A 19213-nucleotide genomic window follows, 5' to 3' on the forward strand; every position below is an offset into this window, starting at 1 on the left:
GCCCGGGAGATGACGCAGCGCATGAGGATACAGACCTTGTACAGACGGCTGAGCGGCTTGTCCATCCAAACGAAAATGAACGTCCTGATTATCGGGCTGTTGGGTTTGCCGTTTTTTATATTCGGCCTGCTCTGGTTTCAGAAATCGACCGAAACGATCGAAACGAACGCAAGGCAATATAATCAGGAGCTGATCCGGCAAACGGGAGGCCATCTGGATTCGTACTTTCGCGACCTGGAGCGTTCTACGTTTCCGCTGGTCTCCCATCCGCTGATCCAGCAATTCATGAGCTTGTCCCCGACCGACACATTTGAGCTGGTGAAGATCAAAAGCGCCATCGAGCAAGAGCTGCTGCCGAATTTTTTCTTCGGCCGGACAGACATCTACGGCTTCTCGATCGTATCCCGCAACGGAATCTCGACCAACTACGGCAACGCCGGACGAATATTCGCCGCCGAGCTGCTGGACGAGCTGAAGGACGACGAAACGTATAAAGTGATGGGATTAAGACTCGACGGCTCGACTCCGGTCGTTACGGTCATTCGCAAGTTCTGGGATACGCAGGCGTATCAGACCGCCGGTTTCATTATTATCGACTTGAACATGACCCCTTTCTCCAGAATCGTCTCCAACATCAAGCTCGGACAAACCGGACATCTGTCGATCATCGACAGCGAGGGCAAAATCGTGGAGCACACCGATCCCGCCCTCTGGGGCAAGGCGATACCGGAGGAGGAGCTGGCTACGCACCGCAGCCAAACCGAAGGGTACTACGAGAAAAAAACGGAGCAGGACACGATGCTTGTGATGTTTCACCGTTCCGCGTTGAACGACTGGATTATCGTATCCGAGGTGCCGCTTCGGGAGCTTGCCGGCAAGCTGATCGCGATGCGCAACATTTCGCTGTGGGTCGGCTCTTGTCTGATCGTGTTCGTCCTGCTCGTGCTCGGCGCCTTCTCGCTGCATCTGACCCGGTCGCTCCAACTGCTGCAGCGTCTGATGTACCGGGCCGAAAACGGCGAGCTGAACGTGCTCGCACCGGAGAAGCGCTATGACGAAATCGGCAGGCTGAATCGCAGCTTCAACAAAATGGTCGGGGAAATCCGCCGGCTGATCGAGGTCGTACACGCCTCCGAGCTGAAAGAAAAAGAACTGGAGCTGAGGCAGAAAGAAGCGATGCTGCTCGCCATGCAGTCTCAAATCAACCCTCACTTCTTATATAACACGCTGGAAGCGATCAATTCGTACGCGGTCGTGGAAGGAGTGCTTCCGATCAGCAATATGACTACGGCGCTTGCCGATCTGTTCCGGTACAGCGTAGGCGATCCGAAGGAAGCGGTCACGCTGGAGGAAGAGCTGCGCCATCTGTCCAGCTATTTCGAAATCCAGAAAGAACGGTATCGTTCCCTGGAGGTGGACATCCGGACGGACGAACATGTGCTTCCCTGCGTACGCGCCGTACGGCTGATCGTGCAGCCGATCGTGGAGAACGCCTTCACCCACGGCTACGAGAAGCACAAGCTGAAGCCGAGCTACATCGGACTGCATGGGGAAGTCCGGGATAACGGATACGTTCTGAGTGTGGTGGATAAAGGGAAAGGAATGCCGCCCGAGCGCAAAGCGGGGTACGACCGGCTCTTTGCCGGCAACCCAGACGCGGGCGGCGGAGCGGAATATGAGCGGGGGAGCAGCCCCCAAGGCAGCGACGGAGCGTCTTCCGCCGCCCAGCCGGCTGCGGGGCGCGGGCGGATCGGCCTGAGCAACGTTCATCAGCGTATCCGGCTAGTATTCGGAGAGCCGTACGGGATAACGATCCGGCAGTCCGGCGAGACAGGCACCCGCGTCGATATTCTGCTCCCGTTTCTTGCCAGGCCCGCCCGTTCGGGAGACGGAATCGGCGGAGCCCGCGAAAACAGCGGCAAAGACGGATAACGGACCTAGGAGGAGTTGGAGCATGTATACGGTAATCGTGGCCGACGACGAATATATGGTCAAACGCAGCTTGTCCAAGCTGATTGAAACAAGCGGCGAGCCGTTCCGCGTCGTCGGAGAAGCGGAGGACGGCCAAGAGGCGCTGGAGCTGGCCGACCGCCTCTCCCCCGACCTGATTATTACCGATATCCGGATGCCGGTAATGGACGGACTGGAGCTGATCGAAGCGCTCAAGCATCGCAAAGGAACCGCCGAGATCGTCGTCCTGTCCGGTTACGACGATTTCGGTTACGCCCAGCGGGCGCTGCGGGCCGGCGTCTTTGACTATTTGCTCAAACCGGTGAAGCCCCAGCTGCTCGTCGCTCTGCTTCAGCGCTTGTCGGACAAGCTGGGCAAGAACCGGCACGCCGCGACGAAGCGCAGCGAATGGCTGCAATATTCCCGCAACAAAGCCGGTCCGCTCGCCGAGCGCATCTGGCTGCTGAACCGGGAGGAGGTGCAGGCCGGCCTGTCCGGCCTGCATGCGGACCTTATGGAGGACGAGCCCGAACCGGCCGAGCTGAAGGAACGTTACTCCGATCTGCTGACACTTGTAACGGCGGAGCTGGAGAACCGCAGCGGCGGAACGATCGCCTCGACCGCCATCGAGCCCTTGACGTGGCCCGATGCGGCGGAGCGGATTGCGGAAGCGGCCGTCGCTTATGCCGATGCGGTAATGGAGGAGCTGCGCGCGACAAGGAAGTGGGGCACGCAGCATTATTTGCACAGGGCGGTCGAGCATATCCGGGAACATTACGCCAAGCCGACGCTTGATCTGCAGGAGGTGGCGGACTTGTGCGAGATGTCTCCGTCGTACTTCAGCCGGGTGTTCAAGCAGGAAATCGGCGTCAGCTTCATTCATTACTTAACCGGACTCAGGCTCGATCAGGCGAAAGCGCTGCTGGAAGATCCCCGCTACAAAACGTATGAAATCGCACAGACGATCGGTTACGAAGATTACCCGCACTTTGCCAAAATGTTCAAAAAACAAATCGGCCTGTCGCCTTCCGAATACCGCAAAAGGCTCGGCATCAAATGATGCCGGGCCTCTATCTCTGCCTATTGGACTAGGCTGGAAACTTGCGGAACGCTCCTGCTGCCAGCTCTGCGGCATACGTGGCGCCGGTTGTACGGTCACGGATCGTGACGACCGCTTGCGCGGAGGAATGATTCAGCACGAGCAGCTGCCCGGCGTTCACCGAGAATTCAAGCCGGAGCTCCGGGCCCTTCGCCTCGGTCACGTGATACCGGCTTACGGAATATCCCGCCCGGAAACCCGGGATCGTACCGGTCCAAACGAACGAATCCGCATCCATAGTTTGGATGCCGTCATACAGATCGATCGTTCCGAGGGCGTCCGCCGCTTTGGTTACCGACACCGTTTGATCGGATTCGGCGAACGACGCATACACTAGCGTCCCTTCCGTCTCCAGCACCGTCAGGTCCGACCGGCCTGTATCGTAGCGATGCGTCCGGCCGTAGCTTGCCGCCGTATCCTCGGCGGTCCGGTTCGGCAGGGCGACGATCACAGACGGTTCCAGCGTTTGCGGCTGGCCGAACGTCCGGTCGCCGAAATCGTTGAGCACCAGAATATCCTCGACGCCCTTCCATTTGGGATATACGTGACGGTTCACATACCGGACTCCTCTTGTGCCATAAAGCAAATACCCGATCGTGTGGTCCACGTTAACATAAGGAACCGGTCCGAACGATCGCACCTCATCCGCTTCCCTGCCGTAAAATCCGCGAAATGTGCGTTCCCCGTCCGCCATGTACAAAGTGCGGCTTCCGGGAGCCAGCTCCGGCATAGCCGTATAACTCTCGTTGCGGATGCCGATCGTCCCCGTCTGCCACTCCCGGACGGTACACGCCTTCTGCACCCGGAACCGCTCGACGTACACGCTGCGGCCGTCCGGAAGCGCGACAAAGGCAACATCCTGCTTCAGATCGCCATGACCTCGGGAAATCTCGACCACCGCTCCAAATCCGTCCGTATAGGGGCTGATCTGTTCCTTCTCGACTCCCCGGATGATAGATTCGTTGGTCAAGCTTCCCGGTGACGTCCCGGACGATTCGAGCTTCATCGTTCCTGTATAGCTCGCATAAAGCGGCGTAACATTCCAGACGCCCTTCGCCGGCATACTAAGTCCCATCACGTTGTTGCGCCACGTAAAACTTGTAAACGTCTCCGGCGTCCGGTGGATGACCGAGCCGCCGAACGGATACAGATGGACACCCGACAAACGTTCGGCCAGCTCCGCCGGCTCGCTCGGGGACGCTCCGGCGCCGCCGAAGACGTGCAGCAGATACGATACGGCGAGATCGTAAGCGGAGCCGTGCTCCAAATCTTTGGCGAATTGTCCGTGGTCCCGGTTAATGACGCATTCCTCGCCGTTTTCTTCGAGCAGCGCCCCGATGCTATTGCTTGCCTGGATGCGCTCGATGCTGTCGAGGGAGGAGCGGGCGAGGCGGGCCGCATCCGGATCACCGCCAAGCACGTTCAGGATCGTATGGGTCAGCTGCCGCTCGTGCTGGCGGTTGTACCACCAGTCTTGTCCTTGCACGGGGATGTTCAGCCCGTCGAATTGCGACCATATTTTCACGGTCCGTTCATACAAGGGCACGTTGTTGTACAGCGCGCTTTCCATGACCGGCTGTCCGCTCATCAGCGCGAACACGGCATGGATGGCGCGCAGATTCGTCCCTGCGCAATAATAGCTCGGATGCACGAAGGCATGGTTTTCCGACGTATAATCGGGGTGGAACGTAACGGTTGTTACCTTCAAGCCGTTCGTCTTGTCGATGAGCCCGGACGGATAAGCCAGCCGGTCCCGGTAAGTCGTAACGGCGTTCATCGCCCAATTGGTAAACCCGGCCTGCCACTCCTGCTGATGCGGATGGTCCGGAAACATCCCCATCGCCGCGGAGATGCCGGCCGCCGTCCAGGCGTTTTCTTCGCACTGCGTATCGTAATAGACGCCGTTGCGGGGTTCTTCCGCCGCCCACCGGTCGGCGTAACTTGAAGTGACGTTTTGGACAAGCCGCTTCGTCTCTCCGTCCAGTTCGTCCCAGAGCAGCCATGCCGCGCACGCCATTGCAGCAACCGACCGGCCGTTCTGGCTCGCCATGAAAAAGCCGTCGCCGCGGCCGCCCCACTTTTTGCCGCTCGTATAGGGCAGTACGCCTTGTGCCCGCACGCAATCGGCAGGCCCGGTATCGTGCGTGAAGCCCATGTAACGGATCGCCGAGACAGCCATCCGCTTCAGCTCGCTGCGGGGGACGACCGATTCGTCGTAATCGCCGAGCTTCGACATCGCCGCGAAAATCGCCGACACATGTGCCGAATCGGCCTGATACCAGAACGTGCCGCCGAAAAAGTGGCCGCACTCCGGACGTCCGTCCCAGACACCGTATTGCTTGACGGCGAAAGGAATCCAGCGCAGCAATACCCCGTAAAACCGGCGGGACATCTCATTCTCGGCCGCCAGCTCCCACCGGACGGGACGCACGTTCCAAACCGCTTCAGCAGGCGTATATTCCATAACTGTCAGTCCCCTTCACTCAGTAGTTGTTTGCGGCAGCGAACGCCAAAGCGTACGCTTTCGGTTTTATGTCCTTCCGCCGCCGTTGCTTGTTCGCCGCTCCCAACCGGAATCCAGACGACGGCTCCGGTATGCCCGGTGCCGCTCTCGATGACGGCGTTCCCGTCCGGACCGATCCCGGAGATCCGGATACGGCGGCGTGTTCTCTCCCATTCGTTGATCCGGCTGCCGGTCCAAAACGTGAAGCCCTTCGCGGCGGCAACCCGGGCATACTCCCGCAGCCAGTCGCGGATGAACGCCTTCCGGTCGATATGAATCTGGTGGAAGACGAAGTGCGCCACCCCTTCGACTCGCGCAGCTTCGTCCAGGAGCGGCCCGATCAGGCTCGGATCGCATTGGAGAAAATCGCCGTAATGAAATCCGATCTGCAGCACGTCGTAAAACCGGTTTTCCTCGTCGGCCCACGATAGGGGAAAATACGGATGCGCCGTGCCGTATAAAAATCCGACGCTCCCCTTCTTGCTGTTCCCGCGCGATTGTTCCGATTCGATGCCGTGACGCTCACACCAGCGGTACAGCTCTCCCCAGCCTTCGATCCGGGTCAGATGGTTTTTGTTCGAGACGATCCGCTCTTTGGAAGCGGACAACTTCATTGCCTCCAACTGGGCGGCGAACGCTTCCTCGGACCACGCCCCGCCGTCAGCCGGCACAGCGTTATAATGAAAAGCGAGCTCATGCCCTTCGGCCTCGATCCGCTCGTACATGTCCCGGCTGTACCACGGCGCCATCATGCACCAGGTTGCCGGTATGCCGCATTCGCGCAGCAGCCGAAGCGTCGTATCGGCTTCCATATCCTGCGTATGGTCGCTGTCGAGCGAAAGCAGCGCCACTTGGCGGACCCCGTCCGGCCAATAACCGACGAACGGCAGCGTAAGCCCCTTCGCAAGAGCGGCACGGAGCAGCGCCCCGATCAGCGTTTCCCGCCAATCATCCGCATAAGCGTGCGGGAAATAACGGTCGCCGGCTTCCGTCGTGCTGCGGTCCCACATCCAATCGATCTCGGCTACGTCGTCGGCCTTAAAAACGCCGTCATTCACCGCAGCGGTACCGTCAGGCGCGGGTACGCCGTCGGCGAGCACAGGCGACAAGCCTTGCTGCAGCCCTACGATCGTATGCGGGATCGGCACCGACCACCGTTCGAGCATGCCGGCTCCGACCGCAAATCGCTGTACGAGCGGACCGGCTTCCTCGCCGTCCGGCCGTCCTCTCAGCAGCCTTCCTTCTTCGGCAGCTGCGGTCACAGTCCCATCGCCGGAGGCCAGCGGAATCCAAGGCTCCGCTGACAAAAAGCGCATAGTCCGCCCGCCTTCCTCCGCCGGCAGCCGCGCGTACCCTTTGCCAGCTTCACCGGAGCGGGCGTACCCGAGCTTGCGGGCTAACGCGTTCAGCCCCCCGTAAGCGATCAGCGTGCCGCCTTGTTCGGCATAGGTCCAGAGCGTATCGGCGCTCGGTTGGCCGCTGCCGCAGACGGCAGCGATCAGCAGATCCGGAGCCGCCTCCGCCGCTTCCTGCACACTGGCGTACGTATCGAACGGGATTCCCGCATGGCCCAATATTTCCACAATAAACCGTTCGAACGTATTGATTCCCAGCGAGTGTCGCTTCCTCAGTGCGTTTTCATCCAGAAGCACGCCCAGCTTGGCCATGGTCATCGGTTGGTCCCTCCCGGTAAAACGACGGTTTTACGGCACCGTATACCGTATCGGATCGAGTAGGCCCCTTCATCGCTTACAGGAGCTGCGGCACGGTCCCCCTGAACGTGTTCCGGTAACGGAACCCAGACTACAGCCGATTTCTCCAGACTCGTCGACGTATTTACGGAGCAGGAGCCGTCCGCTTCGACCGTTTCGATTGTAAGGGTCCGCCTCGATCGTTCCCAGTCGTTAATTTCTTGGCTCGTCCAGAACGGATAGCCGAGCTCCCGGGCCTGATCGGCTAACATCCGCATTGCGCGGCGCACCTCTTCGCGGTTATGGATATGAATTTGATGGAACAAAAAGTGCGCGATTCCTTCGACCTTCCGGACCTGCTCGAGAAAAGGAGCGATAACGCTGCTGTCCGACCATTTGCCGATATCGAGATCCTGGGTCAAAAAACCGATCTGCAGCACGTTGTAAAACCGGTTGTGCTCATCGGCCCAAGCGATCGGAAAATACGGATGACACGTCCCGAATATAAACCCGACGTTCCCTTTCTTACTCGGACCGCGAGTCTGATCGGCTTCGATCCCGTACTTCTCGCACCAGCGGAACAATTCGCCCCAGCCTTCGACCCGCGTCAGATGGTTTTTGTTCGAGGCGACCGACGGCGTGCCGGCAGCCCGCTTCAACCAATCCAGCTGGCGCGAAAACTCCGCCTCATCCCAAATTCCCTCGTCCGCTTCAACGGCGTTATAGTGGAAGGCGACCTCATGGCCCTCTGCACGAATCCGGTCATACATCGGAGCCGAATATCCCGATTCAAGCATGCACCATGTCGAACGGATTCCGCATGCGGCTAGCGTCTCCAGCGTCGATACCGCGTGCTCGTCCCGATTGCCGTCGCTATCGTGGGAGACCAGCGCCACATGGTCGATACCGTCCGGCCAGTAGCCGACAAACGGCAGCGACAGCCCGCGTTCCGCTGCCGCGCCGATCAGGTGCCCGACCAGAACGTCCCGCCATAAATCGGCGTAAGGAAACGCAAAATACGGCATGCCCGTCTCCGTCAACAGCCGGTCGGCCGTCCAATCCAGCTCCATCACATCGTCGGCCTTCAGCACCCCGTCGTCGACCGCAGCCGTACCGTCCGGAGCGGGCACTCCGTCTTCCAGCACGGGCTTCAGCCCTTGCTGCAGTCCGACGATCGTCGTAGGGATATCGACCGTCCATCGTTCGATCCGGCCTTGGCCGGCGGTAAACCGCAGCAGCGCCGGTCCGAACGGCTCCCCGCCCGGCCGTCCCAGCGCGAGCGTGCCCGCTTCCGCAGCCAGTATGCTTCCGCTTGCTTCCACCCGCAGCCACGGCTGTGCAGCCAAAAACCGCAGCGGCCGATCCGACGGATACGGTTCCGGCAATTCGGCGTATCCGGCTCCTGACGACTCGCCGCGGATGAAGCCGAGCCGGTCCGCCATCGCGTTTAGACCGCCGTAGCCAATTAGCGTCCCTCCTTGCTCCGCAAACCGCCACAACCGTTCCGCCGACTGCCGGGTGTCCGCGACCACTGCGGCGATCAGCAGATCATACTTGTCGTTTGTGATCTCATCCAGGCTATGAACCACTTCAAACGGGATACCCCGATGAGCTAGTATCTCGGTTACGAATTTCTCAAACGCATTCAGCCGAAATTGCTGCAGCCGCTCCAACATATGCCGGTCCAGCAGCACGCCTACCCGAGCCATCTTCATCTTTCTCACTCCCCCAGCTGTTCGTTATGAACCGTCTTTATGCCGTTTAACCGTACGAATTCATCACTTTACCCAGCGCTTGCGCAATATCGTGCATATCCTGTTCCGTGCCGAGCAGCACGTTTTGGTGCAGCCACAATCCTTCGCGTTCGTCGAATCGTTCGCTGACCGGGCAGCTCGTCTCCCGCTTCTCTCCCGTCCATTTCTCGATCTCGGCGACAACGGCCCGATTGCGGTTCAGCGAGACGTAACCCGGCAGCAGCGGGATGCCTTCTGCATTAACCTTCCGGATGAAATCCGCTTTCCCGATCGTGTCCGCCGCCTCGCTCGTCAGACCGAACATGTACAAATGATGCGCATGCTGCGTCGTTCTGCTGTCCAGCTTCAACGTGCGGAATCCTCCGATCTCGGAGATCAGCCCGGTTAACAGCTTGGCATTGCGGTCTCTGCGCTGCAGCTGCTCGTCGTACCGCGTAAGCTGGGCAAGCAAAATCGCCGCCTGAAATTCCGTCATCCGCAAATTCCAGCCGACCCGCTCGTGCTGATACCAGGCGCCTTGCCGGATACGGCCTACGTTGGCGAGCGACCAGGCGATGTCCGCCAGCTCCTCGTCGTTGGTCAAAATGATGCCGCCCTCGCCGGCCGTTACATTTTTGCCCGATTGAAAGCTGAACGAGCCGAAGTCGCCAAGCGCGCCGACCGGCCGGCCGTCCCAGGCCGCGCCCACTCCTTGGGCCGCATCCTCGATGACCCGCAAGCCGTGCTTTGCCGCGATTTCGTTCAAGCGCGTCATATTAACCGGCGCGCCGGCGATATGAACCGCGATGATCGCTTTGGTTCTCGGCGTAATCGCTGCTTCCACTTTATCTAGGTCGAGCAGCAGCGTATCCGGTTCTACGTCGACGAATACGGGAATCGCGCCGAAGAGAAGCGCGGCCGAAGCGGTCGCGATAAACGTATACGGCGGCATGATCACTTCATCGCCGGGCTTCACGCCCGCAGCCTGCAGCGCAACCGTCAGGCCAATCGTTCCGTTCGTGACGGAAACGGCGTGCTTCGCCCCGTGCATGGCTGCAAATTTTTCTTCAAAAACCGGCAGCTTGTTTCGGTTCGTACCGCCCCATTTTCCGGAACGGACTACATCAAGGATGTACAGCTCCTCTTCTTCCCCGAATACCGGCCAAACCGGAAACGGCGTTGTACGTACCGGGCTTCCCCCGTTAATCGCTAATCGTTCCATGTCGGGTACCTTCTTTCTAAGATGGATGATGATTCACGGAGCCGTTCGCCGATTCAGATCGACTCGGTTAACGTGTCCTCGGTCAGCTTGCGGTCCGCCACATGGAGCCGAATCGTTTTGATCTCGAAAGCTCCGAGGGAGACGCGGCGGCTCAACCCAAGGATCGGAATATGCAACTCCGTTTCCCGCGGCTGACCGGTCGGTTCGAATAAACGTATGATAAAATCTTCCGACTGCTCCGCACGCTTGAAAGCCGTCAATTGCACAACGCCGTCGCTAATCTCGGCGGCCGGCAGCGGCCGCTCTCCTTTACCGGACGGAAAATAAGTTAACGTATACGGCTTTTCGTTATGAACCAGCGCATCCCGATCGACCGCGTTTTTTCTCTCTTCCGCCTGTCCGGCTTGGAACCAGAACGAAAAGCGGCGTTCGCCCTGATCGATCCGGGGCGAGAACCGGTCGTTCGGCATCGTATGCTTCTTCTTGCCGCCCGGCAGCGCCGCGTAACCCGGCGAGCGAAGCAGCGTCAGACGAATCTCGCCGTCCGACATGTCGGAGCCGTATATGCCGTCATTAATGCAGGTGAATGCATAATTCGCCGATTCGGAGACGGCCGCCGTCCACTTCTGCGCCACTACCTCGCGTCCGTTATTCGGCAGCTCGTCCACACCGTAAGCCACCTGTCCGACATAGGTGGCATCGCTCCATACGGTAGGAATCGCCAGCTTCAGCAGCTTCCTCTGCTCGTGCCAGTATACGACCACATCAACCTGGAATTCCGCTCCGTGCTTCGGCAGCTTGTAAGTCGTCACCAGCGTCGAGTCCCCGTACTGGAACAACGCTTCGATCACCGTCCGGACCGCTCCGTCTTCGATGACCCGCACGGATGCGATCGGATATCCTTTGACCCCGGATACTTTCGTCCCCTTGGACTTCGACATCAGCTTGAATTCGCCGATCCGGTTCGGGAAGCTTTGCACCGCGCTGCCCCAGGCGTCGTCGTTGTCCGCAATGACGATCGACCTGAACGCACCCGGCTGCAGGCAGGATACCCCGTCAACGGACAATTCGTCCATCAGTCCGGTAGCCGTATTAATGACAGCCCGCAGCCGCTCCGATTCAAACACGATCGCTCCGTCCCGCTCCTTCAGCGACGGCGCCGGTTTCTCGGCAAGCAGCTCTACGGTACAGTCGAACCGGTTCATCGTGCCCGGCTCCAGCTCGGCGTAAAATACCGCCCGTTTCCGCCAGTCGATATACAAGTTGCTTAGTTCCTTCTCGACCTGACACGGGATTTCCCGTCCGTTTGCCGTCAGCACCGGATAGGCGAACTGGTTTTTCGTCGACTTCTGAAGCTGAAATTCGCATTCGAATACACCCTTCACCTTGAACGGGTGCGGGTTGTAGATAAAGATCGGCACTTCGCCTTCCTTGGCTTTCTTCTGGCCGGACGTCAAGGCGAAAAACGACCGGGCCCGCAGCCTGGCCAAAATTTCCCGGCCATGATCCATCAGCCGCAGTCCGTACTCTTCCACCGGCTGAATCGACGAGCCCGGTAAAATATCGTGAAACTGAGCGAGCATCAAATCTTCCAACGCTTCGGTGATAGGCTCGTGCGGATACGCAGCGAGACCGGCCAGCGCCGTATGTGCCGCCATCTTTTCCGTCAGATACAGCTCGTTCTCAAGCTGCCGGTGCTTCTGCTTAATCCGGATTTGCGACGTATAACAGCCGACCGCCCACGGGTTCAGATCGTTCTCGTACTTGGGCAGCTCCGTTCCCGTCTCTCTCAGCCGTTTGAAATACGCTTCCGGGGTGGAGTGCACGATCCGGTACGATTTCGTACGGTTCTTCAGCTCTTGCAGTTGCTCGAGATCGATCCGCGACGGCCCGCCGCCGTGGTTGCCGATGCCCCAGAGCACCATCCCCGTTTCCCGGCCGATATGATCGCTCATCCAATCCATCACTTTGATATGCGCTTTTCCTTTGCCTGACAAATACGCCTTGTACGCGCGGTGCACGATAATCTCGGACCCGTCGTGCCCGACCCATACGACCTCGTCCCCGGGCAGCTTGCAGTCGTTATCTCCTGGACGGCATACGATGTAAGAGTCGTAACCGGACTTGGCCATAATCTGGACGAGCCCCCGCGTATGTCCGAACGGATCGAAATTAATCGCCGTCGTCGGCCGCACGCCGAACTTCTCCATAAAGTAACGGCGGCCCGTCACGATTTGCCGGACAAACGACTCCCCGCTCGGCATGTTGCAATCCGGCTGCAAGTACCACCCACCCATAATGTGCCATTTCCCGCAACGCACCAGCATGCGGATGCGCTCGAACAGCTCCGGGTCGTATTCTTCGATCCACCGGTACAAGATTACCTCATTATGGTTAAAAACGAATCCGTCGTACTTCTCGCAAAAGTCTGCGGCGATCCGGAACGTGGACAGCGCCTCGCCGGCGCCTTCATCGATTTCCCACAGCCAGGCCGGATCGAGATGGGCATTGCAGATAAGATGAAGCTCGTTCATGTGCGATCTTCCTTTCTAAGCAGAAACCCCCGATGTCGCATCGAGGGTTCGCTGTTTAAGCTAATGATGGAACCGCCTGCGAATCCGGACAGATGTCCGCGAACCGATATGCTTCGCTTCGAACTGCAGGTTTCGTTTGCTCTAGCCTGGCGTTACTTTTGTTTCGCTTTATACCATTCCGTCGCTTCTTTCACCAGCTGTTCGCCGCCGCGTTTTTTCCAGTCGGCTACGAACTCGTCGAATTTCTCGACAGGCTCCTTGCCCGTTACCACTTTGGAGGCAAACTCGAGCCACAGTCCGTCGTACTTCAGCTCCGGACGTGCCTGCATGGCGGGCATTACCGGCATTTCGCTTCCGTCATTGACGAGACCTTCGGCCGCAGCGATTTTCATAGTTTCCAAAATTTTGTCGCCGCCTGGCTTGCTCTTAATAAACGTTTCATCGGTCAAATACTTCTTTTGACCGGTAAAGGCGAGCCATCCCTGGTGCATAAATTCCGCTTGCGTTTCTTCCGGCGTAGTCGGAGCCTTGTATTTGATTTGTCCGTTGTCGACCGTGTAGGTTTCGCCTTCCAGCCCGTACAGCAGGAAGTTGTCTTTATCCTTGTTGTCCGGATTATAGTACCAGTCCAAAAACTTGATGACATCGGCCGCATTTTTCGTATCTTTGGGAATGACCCACACATAGTCGGACACCGTCGAGCCGATCTCGTCCGAACCGCCCGGCTTGCCGCTTGGTCCTACCGGGGAAGGAATCGCCGATACTTTAGCCGTAGGCACGGCCGTCTTGACATCGTTCTCCCACTTGTCCGGATACGAAGCGGAGTGCGCCCACATGCCCGCAACACCGGTGCCCTTGATTTTCGCATCCCAGTCTTTGCCCTGCATGACGAAAAATTCGTTGTCGATCAGCTTTTCCTCATACAGCTGCTTGTACAGTTTCAAAGCGTCTTTCATCTCGGGACGGATGAAGTTGGGTACGAGCTGGCCGTCGACCTGTTTCCACAAAGCCGGCGCTACGTCATAAGCTCCGAAAAACGCTTGCCCGAAGGAAAACTTGGCGCGGGACGTGAACGGAATTTCGTCTTTTTTGCCGTTGCCGTTCGGGTCCTGATCCCGGAAGGCGCGAAGCACTTCGATATACTCATCGATCGTTTTCGGCGTTTTCAGCCCCAGCTTGTCCAGCCAGTCTTGGCGGATATAGGTGACCGTACCGTTACGGATCGGGTTTTCCTGCGGAATCCCGTAAATTTTGCCGTCTTTGCTCACTCGCGTCGAATCCCAGGATTCTTTCGGCACGTACTTTTTCAAGTTCGGACCGTACTGGTCGATCAGGTCGTTCAGCGGCATCAGATTGCCGGAATCCACCGCCGGCGCTACTTCAGGCGTATTGATTCCTTTCGTTTGAAGCAAATTCGGCATTTCGCCGCTGGCAAACATAAGAGTCAGACTTTGCGAATAGTTTTCGTGCGGGATCAGCTCGAGATCCAGATCCACTTTGGCCAGTTCTTCAAGCTTTTTCACATATTTGTCTGAATTAATGTCCCGCGAACCGGTCACATACGGCAAATTGCCCGTTCCTAATGCAACGCTGATTTTGGCTGGTTGACCAGTCTCCGACGGACCCGCGGCATTTTCGTTTTCTTTATCGGTCGAGCATGCGGCCAGCGCCGCCCCCGCCAAAGTTACCGACAGCAGAACCGAAAATGTTTTTTTCATCTTCACAAGAACCCTCTCCTTTTTCCTCTTGATGTATAGTTTATCCTTTAACAGATCCTAGCATTGCACCTTTCACAAAGTGCTTCTGGATCCATGGATAAATAAGCAGGATCGGAATCGTGGCGAAAATAATGGACGCCATCTTGATCCCTTCGGCCGATTGCATCGAGGCCATCGTACTTTGCAGGAGCGAATCGACGTCGCTTTCGACAATCATCTGCCTCAGCTTGACTTGAAGCGGATGCAGCGACGGCTTGCGGATATATTGCAACGCTTGCATATAACTGTTCCAATAACCTACGGCGTAAAACAGACCGATCGTAAGCAGAGATGGCAGCGACAGCGGAATGACGATCTGGAACAACGTCCGGTATTCGCCTGCACCGTCGATGCGCGCCGATTCGATCAGCCCCTCCGGAATGTTGCGGAAAAACGATACCATAATGATCATATTAAAGGCGCTGATAGCTCCCGGAATAATAAGCGCCCATAACGAGTTCAGCATGCCGAGCGATTTGACCAATATATAGGTCGGAATCATGGGAGCCTGGAAGATGATGGTGAATACGACCAACAGCAGGATGATGGAGCTGCCCTTCACATTCCGGGACAACCCGTAAGCCATCAGGCAGGTCAGGAACAGACTGATCGCCGTTCCGAACACGGTGACGAGCACCGTGATGGCGAACGCCCTCCAGATCGCGGGATCGGTGAACACGACTTGATAGTTCGACCAGGTGAAGTCGACGGGGAACACGGTCACTTCCCCGGCCATCAAAGCGCTGTTGCCGCTTAAAGAGCCTGCCAGAATATGAAGCAGCGGAATCAGCATCGTCAAACTCAGCAAGGTTAGAAACATGTAGTTCACAACGGTAAACAGCTTCTGCGGCCATGTTGTCCGAATCATACGTAAGCCGTCTCCTCTCTAGTAAATAGAACTTCCTGTCGTTCTCTTGCTGATAATATTGGCGCCTACGAGCAGGATGAAACCGATAACGGATTTGAACAGGCCGATCGCAGTCGTGTAGCTGAACTGGCCGCCCAGTAGACCGATCCGGTAAATGTAAGTGTCGAACACTTCGCCCGTCTCTGTAACGAGCGGATTGAGCATGCTGTAGATCTGCTCGAAGCCCAGGTCGAGTATGCTGCCGATTCGAAGCAGAAGCATGACCATAATCGTCGGCAGCAGACAGGGAAGCGTAATGTTCCACATCTGGCGCAGCTTTCCGGCGCCGTCCACTTCGGCCGCTTCGTACAGGTCGGGATTAACGCCGGCCATCGCCGCCAAGTAAATAATCGTCCCCCAGCCGACCTCTTTCCAGATCCCCGACGTTACCACAATCGTGCGGAAATAGGAAGGCTCCTGCATGAAGAAGACCGGGTCGCCGCCGAACATCTTCACAATCCCGTTAACCAGCCCTGTGCTAGGCGACAGAAGGCTGATGACCAGACCGCCTACGATTACCCAGGATAAAAAGTGGGGCAGGTAGAGCACGGTTTGGATGGTCCGTTTAAACACCGCCTTGCGCACTTCGTTCAGCAGCAAAGCGAGAATTATCGGAGCCGGGAAGCCGAATGCCAGCTGGTAGATGCTGATCAACAGCGTGTTTTTGAAGATCCGGTAAAACTCCGGGTACGTAAACAAATTCAGAAAATGTTTGGCTCCTACAAATTTGCTCCCGGCAATTCCGTCGAACACATTGTAATCCTGGAAGGCGATAATACTTCCGCCTAGCGGAATATACTTGAATACGATAAAAAAGAGCAAGCCCGGGATGATCATCGAGTATATGGGCCAATGTTTAATTAAATAGCTTGTCTTCTTCGGCCGGTTCCCTATAAGCGGCGGATTCGCACCCGCTTTCATTTCGGTCGCCATCTGCTTCCCCCTCCTTGTTGTCGACTTTAATGATACCGGACATCTGAACGCGCTTACATGTGATTTTTTATGAATTGTTGTGGTTCTTTTACACGACCTTCACAATCGGACCCATGAATTCCCTATATAGGACAGGATAGGGGGCAGACGTTGGTTCAGACAAAAAAAGAAGGCTTCCTACTAAGAGGAAACCTTCCTGAATGAATAATTCCGGTTAACCGCGAAGCTGTCGGACGAATTCCCGCACCTGGACCAGTCCGTCGGACCGGGAAGATTCGGACAGCAGCAGCGGCGTCGCTTCTTCGATCTTGCGCACGATCGCGCTGCCGACGACTACGCCGTCGCACGACTTGGAGAAATGGACGAACTGTTCGCTGCTTGAGATGCCGAATCCGATCGCGATCGGCAAGTCGGTCGAACGGCGAACCGTCGCGAGAAACTCGTCGATACCGGAGAAAAAGTCGCTCCTGACGCCGGTAACGCCAAGCGAGGATACGCAATAAATAAAGCCGGATGCGCTCGAGACGATTTTGACGATCCGATCTTCCGAGGTCGGCGCCACGAGCGGAATCAGATGAATGTTGAAGCGGTCGGACAACGCCTTGACCGGTCCGTTCTCTTCGAACGGCAAGTCCGGGATGATGACGCCGCTAATATCGTGCTCAGCCAGCAATTCGAAAAACCGCTCCAGCCCGACCTGCAGCACCGGATTATAATAAGTGAACAAAATAAACGGCAGGCTGACGTTATGCTCGCGCGCCTCCTTGGCGATGCGGATGCAGTCCAGTATCGTAATGTTGTGCTTCAGCGCCCGCTCGGAGGCGCGCTGGATGACGGGGCCGTCGGCCAGCGGATCGGAGTACGGCACCCCGAGCTCGACGATGTCGGCGCCGGCCGTCTCCAGCTCCCGCATCAGCGATACCGATACGTCCGGGTTCGGATCGCCCATCGTAATGTAAGGGATCAGCGCGGTTCTGCCGCTTGCTTTCAGCTCGGCAAATTTGGCGTCAATGCGATTCATCCGCGCCACCTCCCAAATATCCCATAATCGATTCGACGTCTTTGTCGCCGCGGCCGGACAAATTAACGACGATAATCTGGTCTTTGCTCATCGTAGGAGCGACCTTGAGCATATGCGCTACGGCGTGCGAGCTTTCGAGCGCGGCAATGATGCCCTCGGTGCGGCTGAGCAGTTGAAGCGCGTCCAGCGCCTCTTTATCGGTAACCGGCACGTATTCCGCCCGACCGGAATCTTTCAGATACGAATGCTCCGGACCGATGCCCGGATAATCGAGCCCTGCCGAGATCGAATGAGCCGGCAGCACTTGACCGAACTGGTCCTGCAGCACGTAGCTGAGCGAGCCTTGGAACACGCCCGGACTGCCCTTCGTCATCGTAGCGGCATGCTCTTCCGTCTCAACACCGCGCCCTGCTGCTTCTACGCCGATCAGGCGGACCGATTCGTCGCCGACGAACGGATAGAAGATCCCCATCGCATTGCTGCCCCCGCCGACGCAGGCGATAACCGCATCAGGCAGACGCCCTTCCTTCTCGAGCATTTGGGCGCGCGCCTCGTCCCCGATAATCCGCTGAAAATCGCGGACCATCATCGGATATGGATGAGGACCGGTGACCGAGCCCAAAATATAAAATGTGTCGTGCACGTTGCTGACCCAGTAGCGCAGCGTCTCGTTGCAGGCGTCCTTCAGCGTCCGGGTACCGGACGTGACGGGAACGACTTCGGCTCCGAGCAGGTTCATCCGGAATACGTTCAATTGCTGCCGCTTCGTATCCTCTTCGCCCATAAACACTTTGCATTCGAGTCCGAGCAGGGCGGCGATCGTCGCGCTGGCCACACCGTGCTGCCCGGCGCCGGTCTCGGCGATTACTTTCTTCTTGCCCATCCGCTTGGCGAGGACGGCCTGTCCGATCGTATTGTTAATTTTGTGGGCCCCGGTATGGTTCAGGTCTTCCCGCTTCAAGTAAATTTTCGCTCCGCCCAAATGCTCCGTCAGACGTTCGGCGTAATACAGCCGCGACGGCCTGCCCGCATATTCGTTCAGCAGAGTTTGCACTTCCTTAATAAAATCCGGGTCTTGCGAATAGTAGCGATACGCTTCCTCGAGCTCGATCAGCGCGTTCATCAGCGTTTCCGGAACGTACCGGCCCCCGAAGGTTCCGAACCGTCCGTGCTCGTCAGGCACTTGCATGCGACTCATGACGTTTCACCCTTTCGACAAATGCTGTTATTTTCGCAATATCTTTCGTGCCGTCCGTCTCTACGCCGCTCGATACGTCTACGCCGTCCAGAGGATAGGACCCGATCAAGCCGGCCACATTGTCCGGATGCAGGCCGCCCGCTACAAGCAGCGGAATGCGGTTCCTGACAGTCCAGGCATGGTAAGCCGGAATCCGGTTCCATTCGAACGTCTTGCCGGTTCCGCCCCCCGCGGTGTCGAGCAGCAGACCGTCGATCTGTCCCGCATACGGGTCCAGAACGTTCCCCAGTTCGCCCGCCTGGTCCGGGCCGGTGTCCGTCACGGAGAATACCCGGTATACGAGAACGCCGAACGTCATCTTCACCCACCTGCAGAAGTCCGGGCTTTCCGATCCGTGCAGCTGGACGACGTCCAGCGGTGCCTCACGCATCACTTCGGCCAGAAGCTCCCGGGACGGATCGACGAACACCCCAACCGTTAGCGGAACAGGCTGTCCCGCGGCGCGGCGCTCGTGAATTACCCGGATCATCTCCCCGGCTTCACCGGGAGTGACCTGACGTTTGCTTTTTGCAAATAAGAAACCGATATGATCGATCGGCAGATGAAGGATGGCTTCAACCGTCGCCTTGTCCTTCAGGCCGCATATTTTCACCGTAGTCATCATC

13 protein-coding genes are annotated in these 19213 nt (G+C 57.7%); 2 read left to right on the plus strand and 11 right to left on the minus strand.

All coding sequences use genetic code 11. The features are described from left to right. Nucleotides 1-21 precede the first annotated feature (21 nt). Both AC3Y2E_RS11530 and AC3Y2E_RS11535 read left to right on the plus strand, forming a co-directional pair. Nucleotides 22-1932: a cache domain-containing sensor histidine kinase gene (locus tag AC3Y2E_RS11530; protein ID WP_379210269.1), complete on the plus strand. Its 1911-nt coding sequence runs from the start codon at nt 22-24 to the stop codon at nt 1930-1932. A 22-nt stretch (nt 1933-1954) separates the two neighbouring features. Further along, a complete protein-coding gene (locus AC3Y2E_RS11535) occupies nt 1955-3010 on the plus strand; it encodes a response regulator (RefSeq protein ID WP_379210271.1) in 1056 nt (351 codons plus the stop codon). A 28-nt stretch (nt 3011-3038) separates the two neighbouring features. Here AC3Y2E_RS11535 and AC3Y2E_RS11540 read toward each other — a convergent pair whose 3' ends face one another. The 11 genes from AC3Y2E_RS11540 to AC3Y2E_RS11590 all read right to left on the minus strand — a co-directional run bounded on the left by AC3Y2E_RS11540 (nt 3039) and on the right by AC3Y2E_RS11590 (nt 19209). Then, nucleotides 3039-5513, minus strand: a complete 2475-nt coding sequence (locus AC3Y2E_RS11540; protein ID WP_379210273.1) for a hypothetical protein — start codon at nt 5511-5513, stop codon at nt 3039-3041. Between the two features lie 5 nt (nt 5514-5518). After that, nucleotides 5519-7225 (minus strand): polysaccharide deacetylase family protein, encoded by a 1707-nt coding sequence (locus AC3Y2E_RS11545; RefSeq protein ID WP_379210275.1) that lies wholly within the window; start codon nt 7223-7225, stop codon nt 5519-5521. Continuing rightward, the gene (locus tag AC3Y2E_RS11550) at nt 7222-8958 is read right to left on the minus strand and encodes a hypothetical protein (protein ID WP_379210277.1); all 1737 of its coding nucleotides are present in this window, start codon (nt 8956-8958) and stop codon (nt 7222-7224) included. Before AC3Y2E_RS11550 ends, AC3Y2E_RS11545 begins: the two co-directional genes overlap by 4 nt. 46 nt (nt 8959-9004) lie before the next feature. After that, nucleotides 9005-10198: a DegT/DnrJ/EryC1/StrS family aminotransferase gene (locus tag AC3Y2E_RS11555; protein WP_379210279.1), complete on the minus strand. Its 1194-nt coding sequence runs from the start codon at nt 10196-10198 to the stop codon at nt 9005-9007. A 53-nt stretch (nt 10199-10251) separates the two neighbouring features. Next, the gene (locus tag AC3Y2E_RS11560) at nt 10252-12732 is read right to left on the minus strand and encodes a glycoside hydrolase family 38 N-terminal domain-containing protein (RefSeq protein ID WP_379210281.1); all 2481 of its coding nucleotides are present in this window, start codon (nt 12730-12732) and stop codon (nt 10252-10254) included. Between the two features lie 152 nt (nt 12733-12884). Continuing rightward, on the minus strand, nt 12885-14450 hold the full coding sequence (locus AC3Y2E_RS11565; RefSeq protein ID WP_223836401.1) for an extracellular solute-binding protein: 1566 nt from the start codon (nt 14448-14450) through the stop codon (nt 12885-12887). Nucleotides 14451-14490: 40 nt separating this feature from the next. Further along, complete coding sequence (locus AC3Y2E_RS11570; RefSeq protein WP_190925170.1) at nt 14491-15357, minus strand: carbohydrate ABC transporter permease; 867 nt, start codon at nt 15355-15357, stop codon at nt 14491-14493. 18 nt (nt 15358-15375) lie between these two features. Next, a complete protein-coding gene (locus AC3Y2E_RS11575; protein ID WP_379210284.1) occupies nt 15376-16329 on the minus strand; it encodes an ABC transporter permease in 954 nt (317 codons plus the stop codon). 214 nt (nt 16330-16543) lie between these two features. After that, nucleotides 16544-17350 carry a tryptophan synthase subunit alpha gene (gene trpA / locus AC3Y2E_RS11580; RefSeq protein WP_379210286.1) on the minus strand — a complete coding sequence of 269 codons (807 nt, stop codon included), beginning with the start codon at nt 17348-17350 and terminating at the stop codon, nt 16544-16546. Next, the gene (trpB, locus tag AC3Y2E_RS11585) at nt 17337-18548 is read right to left on the minus strand and encodes a tryptophan synthase subunit beta (protein ID WP_379210288.1); all 1212 of its coding nucleotides are present in this window, start codon (nt 18546-18548) and stop codon (nt 17337-17339) included. Before trpB ends, trpA begins: the two co-directional genes overlap by 14 nt. Next, nucleotides 18526-19209, minus strand: coding sequence for a phosphoribosylanthranilate isomerase (locus AC3Y2E_RS11590; RefSeq protein ID WP_379210338.1), 684 nt, complete (start codon nt 19207-19209; stop codon nt 18526-18528). Before AC3Y2E_RS11590 ends, trpB begins: the two co-directional genes overlap by 23 nt. Between the last annotated feature and the right edge of the window lie 4 nt (nt 19210-19213).

This window comes from Paenibacillus sp. MAH-35, assembly GCF_058135425.1.

Bases quoted from the DNA above. Each gene is read 5' to 3' on its own strand.
- AC3Y2E_RS11565 (WP_223836401.1), bottom strand. From the start codon at position 14,450: ATGAAAAAAACATTTTCGGTTCTGCTGTCGGTAACTTTGGCGGGGGCG.
- AC3Y2E_RS11550 (WP_379210277.1), bottom strand. From the start codon at position 8,958: ATGAAGATGGCTCGGGTAGGCGTGCTGCTGGACCGGCATATGTTGGAG.
- AC3Y2E_RS11575 (WP_379210284.1), bottom strand. From the start codon at position 16,329: ATGGCGACCGAAATGAAAGCGGGTGCGAATCCGCCGCTTATAGGGAAC.
- AC3Y2E_RS11545 (WP_379210275.1), bottom strand. From the start codon at position 7,225: ATGACCATGGCCAAGCTGGGCGTGCTTCTGGATGAAAACGCACTGAGG.
- AC3Y2E_RS11555 (WP_379210279.1), bottom strand. From the start codon at position 10,198: ATGGAACGATTAGCGATTAACGGGGGAAGCCCGGTACGTACAACGCCG.
- AC3Y2E_RS11590 (WP_379210338.1), bottom strand. From the start codon at position 19,209: ATGACTACGGTGAAAATATGCGGCCTGAAGGACAAGGCGACGGTTGAA.
- trpA (WP_379210286.1), bottom strand. From the start codon at position 17,350: ATGAATCGCATTGACGCCAAATTTGCCGAGCTGAAAGCAAGCGGCAGA.
- AC3Y2E_RS11540 (WP_379210273.1), bottom strand. From the start codon at position 5,513: ATGGAATATACGCCTGCTGAAGCGGTTTGGAACGTGCGTCCCGTCCGG.
- AC3Y2E_RS11560 (WP_379210281.1), bottom strand. From the start codon at position 12,732: ATGAACGAGCTTCATCTTATCTGCAATGCCCATCTCGATCCGGCCTGG.
- AC3Y2E_RS11570 (WP_190925170.1), bottom strand. From the start codon at position 15,357: ATGATTCGGACAACATGGCCGCAGAAGCTGTTTACCGTTGTGAACTAC.
- AC3Y2E_RS11530 (WP_379210269.1), top strand. From the start codon at position 22: ATGAGGATACAGACCTTGTACAGACGGCTGAGCGGCTTGTCCATCCAA.
- trpB (WP_379210288.1), bottom strand. From the start codon at position 18,548: ATGAGTCGCATGCAAGTGCCTGACGAGCACGGACGGTTCGGAACCTTC.
- AC3Y2E_RS11535 (WP_379210271.1), top strand. From the start codon at position 1,955: ATGTATACGGTAATCGTGGCCGACGACGAATATATGGTCAAACGCAGC.